The organism is Microcystis sp. M049S2, assembly GCF_020245625.1.
Lineage (GTDB): Bacteria > Cyanobacteriota > Cyanobacteriia > Cyanobacteriales > Microcystaceae > Microcystis > Microcystis ichthyoblabe_A.
Genome location: NZ_JADBUN010000281.1, coordinates 1 through 5,961, shown reverse-complemented (window position 1 = coordinate 5,961; position 5,961 = coordinate 1). Strand labels below are relative to the sequence as shown.

Below are 5,961 nucleotides of genomic sequence, written 5' to 3'. Positions count from 1 at the left end.
TTTTTAACCATTATTTTCTCTCCTGAAAGCCCAGTGACGGAGAGACAAAACAGACTGTTGTTGAGATCAAGTCGCTGTAACTTATATCTGGTAGTGGTTTCAGGGTTTTTTACCCTACTCTCATGAATAATGCAGGCTAGGTAGGTAATTATGCCAGTTAAGAAAGCGGCACGCTTAACCTTTCCCTAACCCGTAAATTGCTGTATGTTTTAATTGTGTGAGGAGTGAGAAGAAAGCAAAGTCCTTGGGGTCGAAACACGGCAAGACTCCCAAGGGCTTTTCCATGTCTAGGGAACAGTTGTCAGTCATGAACCAGCCTCAAGAGCGAGAACCTTTTGCCAGTTTAGTTTTATATCATCTCTTTAAATGGTCGATCGTTAGCCCAACCCTACACGGCTATTTTCGCGGTCGCGTTTACGGAGTGGAAAATGTCCCCCAGCGTCATCCTCTGATTATCGTCTGCAATCACGCCAGTTACTTCGATCCACCCCTATTATCCTGTGCCGTGCGTCGTCCCGTAGCTTATATGGCTAAAGAAGAATTATTTACCATCCCGATTTTAAAACAGGCGATCGCTCTTTATGGGGCCTATCCCGTCAAACGCAGCAGTGGTGATCGCGGGGCAATTCGGGCGGCGATGGCAGCCTTAGCAGCGGGCTGGGCAGTGGGAGTGTTTCTGGAGGGAACCCGCACCGAGGACGGATTAATCCATCAACCAAAACTAGGCGCGGCGATGATTGCCGCTAAAGCGGGCGTTCCCCTGTTACCCGTCAGTTTGTGGGGGACAGAAAAGATTTTTCAAAAAGGTTCTTCTTTTCCCCATAGTATCCCCTTAACTATTCGCATCGGGGAAGTGCTACCGCCACCGATTTCTAGCAAAAGAGAGGCTTTACAGGCAGTTACCGAGCGCTGTGCCGAAATTATTAACGGATTACACGCCCTCGGACGCTAACTAGGGTCTGCGGCAAAAAGTTTTTCGTGGGGACAGGGTGTGGGGTGTGGGGTGTGGGGTGTGGGGTGTGGGGTGTGGGGTGTGGGGTGTGGGAATTATGAATTATGAATTGGGGGGGGGAAGTGGGGAAATTGAACTAAAACCCCAAAACCCCAAAACCCCAACCCCCAAAACCTGTCTCCTATCTCCTGACTCCTGAATACTGACGACCGCCGACCGCCGACCGCCCCCTGCCTGATCTCAACTTATCCAACAAGGTTTTTAGATTTATTAAGCAGACCCTAAATACGCGGGCAGCTTATTAGATTTCTTTTCCCTACACTTTCAAGTCGGGAATCTAGGCTAAAATTGGCATAACTCGACCATCGCCTCGATCATGTTCTTTTTTGTCCTCGGCTTCAATCTAGGCTTAACTTTATTTAATTGCTTTCTAGTCTGGAAATTGTGGCAATTGCGGCGGATTTTAGGGCGAGTGACCAAAATTTTAAACCGGGTGGAACGACGTTTACACCACATTTTTTACCCCGCCCCCGAATATATTCTCATCGCCGGGGCGAAAACCTATTATCTCCGACAAAACTATCAACGCCTCTGCGGACAGATACAGATACTGCAATCCCTATTCTTGACCTTCTCCCTGATTATCCGTTACTGGCAGCGTCAATCCCGTCAACGCCGTCGCCTCTGGTCGCTAAAATTGAGCAAAATCTCTAGCAACTAAGCAGCTAACAGCGATCGCCAACCAAAGTAATACACAAGTACGAGTTAAATGCAAAGCCTGTTCGACGGTTTTGACGGTAATCGGGTTGAGGTCATCGCCCAATAAAGGTTTTTCCACAATCTGGCCCCGATATTGATTTTTCCCCCCCAATTGCACCCCCAAAATCGCCCCATAGACGCATTCACTCCAACCGGAATTAGGACTAGGATCCCGACGGGCATCGCGCCAACAAATGCTTAAAACTCGCCCCGGCCGGCCCGAAATTAGGGCGAGAGTTAAGACCGTTAAACGACAGGGTAGCCATGTCAAAACATCCTCGCTTTTGGCACTAAACCAGCCCATATGGGTGTAGGGTGGCCGACGATAGCCAATCATCGAATCGAGGGTACTAGCGGCTTTATAAGCGCAAGCGAGGGGCACTGGTCCCACACCCAGAAAAGCACCGAGAAGGGCATAAAAAAGTGGCGCGGTAACTCCATCCACACCATTTTCACTGACGGTTTCTAATAGGGCGCGGAGGATTTCTTCGCGGCTGAGATTATCTGTGTCGCGACCAACGTATAAACTTAGTTGGCAACGAGCTAGGGTGATATTTTCAGCTTGTAAAGGTGCGATGACGGTTTCGGCAGCCCTGCGTAAACTTCTACCGGCTAAACAACTGGCCAAGAGAATCATTTGTACTAGGCAACTCAGCAGCAAATTGACCTGACCTAACCATTGGATTCCTAGCCAAGTTAAGACCCCGGCCAAGATAATTAAACCCAGTCCCAGAATTATGCCCCCTAAACGTTGGCAAATTTTTTCCTGCGTCCAATTAAGGATAACTTTTGTGGCCACGGCAATAATCGCCCCCATCACCTGCACTGGATGAATCCATCCCCAGGGATCGCCGATCAGATAATCTAAAACCGCCCCTAATACTAAAATGATCGCCGTTGCCGCTTCCTTCACAATTACTCCCTTTTCCCATCGATAGCCCGAATTTTCTCGATATTGTCTTCCCAGTTAGCCCCATCAAAGAACTGGATCTGAAAATCGCCTAAGACATTGCCATCCAAACAGCGCAGGTTTATATCTATAGCGTCAGGATGGGAGCGGGGACGATAGAAAGGATGAATACCACAAACACGACAAAAATAATGTTGGGCTGTGTGGGTATTAAATGTATAGGTACTTAAGAAATCTTCACCGCTTAGGAGGGTAAATTGTGCTGAAGGAACAATCAGATGCAGAAAACCTTTTTTCTGACAAATCGAACAATTACAGTCTAGAGCTTGATCATGCTCGATCGCCACTTGAAAACGGATCGCTCCACAGTGACAACCCCCCCCATAAATCTTTCCTTGAGTTGTTGCTGTCATAACTTCTAAACTACTAAACAATAAAGCTGGTTTCCTCTCCCCTAGCGGCGATCCAGCTACGCGCATCGTAGTATAAATCGGCTAAGGTAATCTTCCCCAGGGCCTCTTTTAATTTCTCGTGGAGGTGTTTCCAGATAGTAAATGTCACCCAATCTTCTGCCTGTTCGTCCCTGGGATGATAGCCTGATAATGGCTCGATCGTCTCTCCCACTGCCTCCAAAATTTGCCCCAACGAGATCCGATTTGCCGGCCTGGCCAATTGATAACCCCCTTGCGATCCCCGAAAGGAACGAACTAACCCCGCTCGTCGCATTTCTATCAGCAATTTCTCTAGATAAGCAGCCGGGATATCTTGACGCAGGGCGATCGATTTTACCGATACGGGAGTTCCCCTCGGTTGTAAACTAAGATCCAGCAAGGCTTTAACACTATAGTGACCCCTAGTTGTTAGCTTCATTATCCCTCATTTTTACCTCTTTATCTCTATCCTAGCCCCTGCTCTCATTGATGACAGAAAGGCTAACCTCCCTTACCCCGGCATCTCGATCAACATTGATAAATTCTGTTAAGATTTTGATCGAGAGATAGAGTCTAATCAATTACAATCAATTTCCCCAAGCAAGTGACAATTTTTAGTTTATACCGTGTAAGATAAGTGTAGAGATCAATCGTAACCCGATTGTTTCTGGTCAGGGGGAGCAATTCTCCTCGACTAGCCTTGATGACCCTAACCTTTACTTATCTACTGCAAACTTAAATGAACACAACTACTAATCCAGAACCCCTGACTGGCCTCGAACTAATTGAGAAAGTTAAACAGCTAGGCAACCTCAGCAAAGAGGAAAAAGCCCGGGAATGCGGCTACTATACCATGACAAAAAATGGTATCGAACGCGTTAATATGATGAAATTTCTCAATGCTTTAATCGATGCTGAGGGAATTGACTTAGATAGCAGTGCCAATGGTCATGGACGAGGTGGGCGCTCGGCCAGCTACCGGATCAGTGTCCAATCAAATAATAATCTCCTGATCGGTTCGGCCTACACCAAAAAAATGGGACTCAAACCGGGAGATGAATTTGAAATTACTTTGGGGAGAAAACATATTCATCTCAAGCAAGTTGGCGCCAGCGACGACGACGAATAGCCATAATTAAGGAGAGAGCCGTTTCACTCTCTCCTTGCTATGAGATAGGGGCTGCTGAAAAATTCGCTCCAGAAATCATGCTATTGAATGCCACTGATTTGTCGCCCAATTGATAAGTTTTACTTAGGCAAAACAACTTTAAACATAATTTTTATTAAAGAGAAGGACTATCTTAGTTCATTTGTTCGCAAAAAAAGCCAGAAAGACAAAAAAAGCCCAAAAAAACTGCCGAAGCAGTTGGGAAAGATTGACAACCAAAAAGATAATAGCAAGGACAGTTCCTGAAGTTTCAGGTAGTTTTGTCATGACCAGATTGAAACTAAAATCTTCTCTTAGCTTGTCCGGACTTTCTGGGAGCATCTCAGATGTGCAGAAATAACGACAATCAACAATGATCAGTCATCCTTAAATTAGTACGAATGTATGAACAACCGCATCTAAGCATCCCACTGCAAAAGCTAATCTGCGGCGGGATTGAGGAAAAAATCGCCATTAAGCGCGAATTTTAGAAGATAGTTTCCCTGGAAAAATCCCCACTGGGTAGATTGACAAAAATCAGATGCAGCCGCAGGTAGGGCTGGCTGAATAAATCTAAAAACCTTGTTGGATAAGCTGTTCGTAATTTAAATTGCTTGTTGAGATCAGGCGGTCGGCAGGAGATTATTTTTATTTATTCTCCCCATTTCCCCATTTCCCCATTTCCCCATTTCCCCACACCCTGCCCCCACGAAAAACTTTTTGCCGCAAACCCTAGGTAAAGGCTATAATTCACTCGATCCCGAACGTCACCGAAACCACTGCGGTAATATCTTTGTCGATCGAGGAAGTGTCGTAAATTCCCGAATCGCTCACGTCAGTGGAATTGCGCGAGGTGATCTGAAAAACTCCCGTTTTCGCATCGCGCACCCTTCCCACCCGACTGCCGGTACTACTAGCGATCGCCTCAGCCCTCGCTCTCGCATCTTTGGTCGCTGCCGCCACCATTTCCACCCGCAGCTTATCCAGTTGGGTGTAAAGATATTGGGGAGGTTCAGAGACGAGGTTAATTCCCTCCTCAATCAATTCCGTTACCTGCCTAGAAAGTTCCGTGTAACGGGCCACATCGCTCGCTCGGATCTCGAAGCGTTGGGTGAGACGATAGGCGAGAATTTGTCCGGTTTCCTGGCCGTTAACTGTTACTTCGGGAATCGCCATCGTCTCGATCGCGTTGGTGGTGATTGCGTCTTCGGGAACTTGTTTTTCTTTGAGATAAGCTCGTATCCGCTGGGTTTGCTGGATCAGATCGCGGTAGGCATCCTGGGCGGTAGGTTGTTGACTGGAAACCGATAAACGCCAGAGAAGATAATCGGATGTAATCGCCCTTTTGGCCGAACCAGTGACGACAAAAACATCGCTCGCCCGTTTCACCGCCAAGAACGAGCGTGCCGCTATCCAGGAACTCAAGACGAGAGCGATCGATAGCACCGATAAACCCGCGAACACCTGTGGGAAACGTCGAAATATAGAACTGTCTTTCATCATCCCCATCCTAGAAATCCGACGTTTCTATCCTATGCTAGTAGCAAGTGCCTTGAAATTATTATTTACAAAAATCAATGGAAGTCGCAATCTGACGGGAAGCTTTCCCTTCTCCAAAAACTCCCTAGCCTGCATTATTCATGAAGACTTTGGAAAATCCTCGAAAGCCTTGGCAAGAAGTTCATCTAGCGATCTGGCTGAAAAACAGTCTGTTTTTTGAGATGTCCTCACAATCAGGTTTTTGCCAGTTGGTGAATAATGC

The 5,961-nt window shown here is 46.8% G+C and carries 7 protein-coding genes and 1 pseudogene; 3 read left to right on the top strand and 5 right to left on the bottom strand.

The window, feature by feature from the left end; translation table 11 throughout:
• The first annotated feature begins 283 nt into the window (after nt 1-283).
• Both IM496_RS21540 and IM496_RS21535 read left to right on the top strand, forming a co-directional pair.
• Entirely contained in the window at nt 284-952 is a 669-nt protein-coding gene (locus IM496_RS21540) for a lysophospholipid acyltransferase family protein (RefSeq protein ID WP_190358241.1), read from the top strand.
• A gap of 376 nt (nt 953-1,328) precedes the next feature.
• Nucleotides 1,329-1,673 (top strand): hypothetical protein, encoded by a 345-nt coding sequence (locus IM496_RS21535; RefSeq protein WP_002783765.1) that lies wholly within the window; start codon nt 1,329-1,331, stop codon nt 1,671-1,673.
• Here the strand turns inward: IM496_RS21535 and cbiB are convergent.
• The 3 genes from cbiB to IM496_RS21520 are packed head-to-tail and all read right to left on the bottom strand — an operon-like array spanning nt 1,644 to nt 3,491.
• A complete protein-coding gene (gene cbiB, locus IM496_RS21530; protein WP_287663273.1) occupies nt 1,644-2,624 on the bottom strand; it encodes an adenosylcobinamide-phosphate synthase CbiB in 981 nt (326 codons plus the stop codon). The genes IM496_RS21535 and cbiB overlap by 30 nt on opposite strands.
• Nucleotides 2,625-2,626: 2 nt before the next feature.
• Complete coding sequence (locus tag IM496_RS21525; RefSeq protein ID WP_287233646.1) at nt 2,627-3,100, bottom strand: GFA family protein; 474 nt, start codon at nt 3,098-3,100, stop codon at nt 2,627-2,629.
• A complete protein-coding gene (locus IM496_RS21520; RefSeq protein ID WP_002738021.1) occupies nt 3,048-3,491 on the bottom strand; it encodes an Rrf2 family transcriptional regulator in 444 nt (147 codons plus the stop codon). The genes IM496_RS21525 and IM496_RS21520 overlap by 53 nt, the downstream gene beginning before the upstream one ends.
• 300 nt (nt 3,492-3,791) lie before the next feature.
• On the opposite strand from IM496_RS21520, the gene IM496_RS21515 reads away from it, so the two are divergent.
• Nucleotides 3,792-4,181 (top strand): AbrB family transcriptional regulator, encoded by a 390-nt coding sequence (locus tag IM496_RS21515; protein WP_002737568.1) that lies wholly within the window; start codon nt 3,792-3,794, stop codon nt 4,179-4,181.
• Nucleotides 4,182-4,364: 183 nt separating this feature from the next.
• Here IM496_RS21515 and IM496_RS21510 read toward each other — a convergent pair.
• Both IM496_RS21510 and IM496_RS21505 read right to left on the bottom strand, forming a co-directional pair.
• Nucleotides 4,365-4,530: pseudogene (locus IM496_RS21510) on the bottom strand (transposase); the annotation flags it as partial.
• 419 nt (nt 4,531-4,949) lie between these two features.
• Nucleotides 4,950-5,699 carry an SIMPL domain-containing protein gene (locus tag IM496_RS21505; RefSeq protein WP_194018457.1) on the bottom strand — a complete coding sequence of 250 codons (750 nt, stop codon included), beginning with the start codon at nt 5,697-5,699 and terminating at the stop codon, nt 4,950-4,952.
• Nucleotides 5,700-5,961 lie beyond the last annotated feature (262 nt).

Excerpts from the sequence above, each read along its gene's own strand:
- IM496_RS21505 (WP_194018457.1), bottom strand. The coding sequence starts at position 5,699 with ATGAAAGACAGTTCTATATTTCGACGTTTCCCACAGGTGTTCGCGGGT.
- IM496_RS21535 (WP_002783765.1), top strand. The coding sequence starts at position 1,329 with ATGTTCTTTTTTGTCCTCGGCTTCAATCTAGGCTTAACTTTATTTAAT.
- IM496_RS21515 (WP_002737568.1), top strand. The coding sequence starts at position 3,792 with ATGAACACAACTACTAATCCAGAACCCCTGACTGGCCTCGAACTAATT.
- IM496_RS21525 (WP_287233646.1), bottom strand. The coding sequence starts at position 3,100 with ATGCGCGTAGCTGGATCGCCGCTAGGGGAGAGGAAACCAGCTTTATTG.
- IM496_RS21540 (WP_190358241.1), top strand. The coding sequence starts at position 284 with ATGTCTAGGGAACAGTTGTCAGTCATGAACCAGCCTCAAGAGCGAGAA.
- IM496_RS21520 (WP_002738021.1), bottom strand. The coding sequence starts at position 3,491 with ATGAAGCTAACAACTAGGGGTCACTATAGTGTTAAAGCCTTGCTGGAT.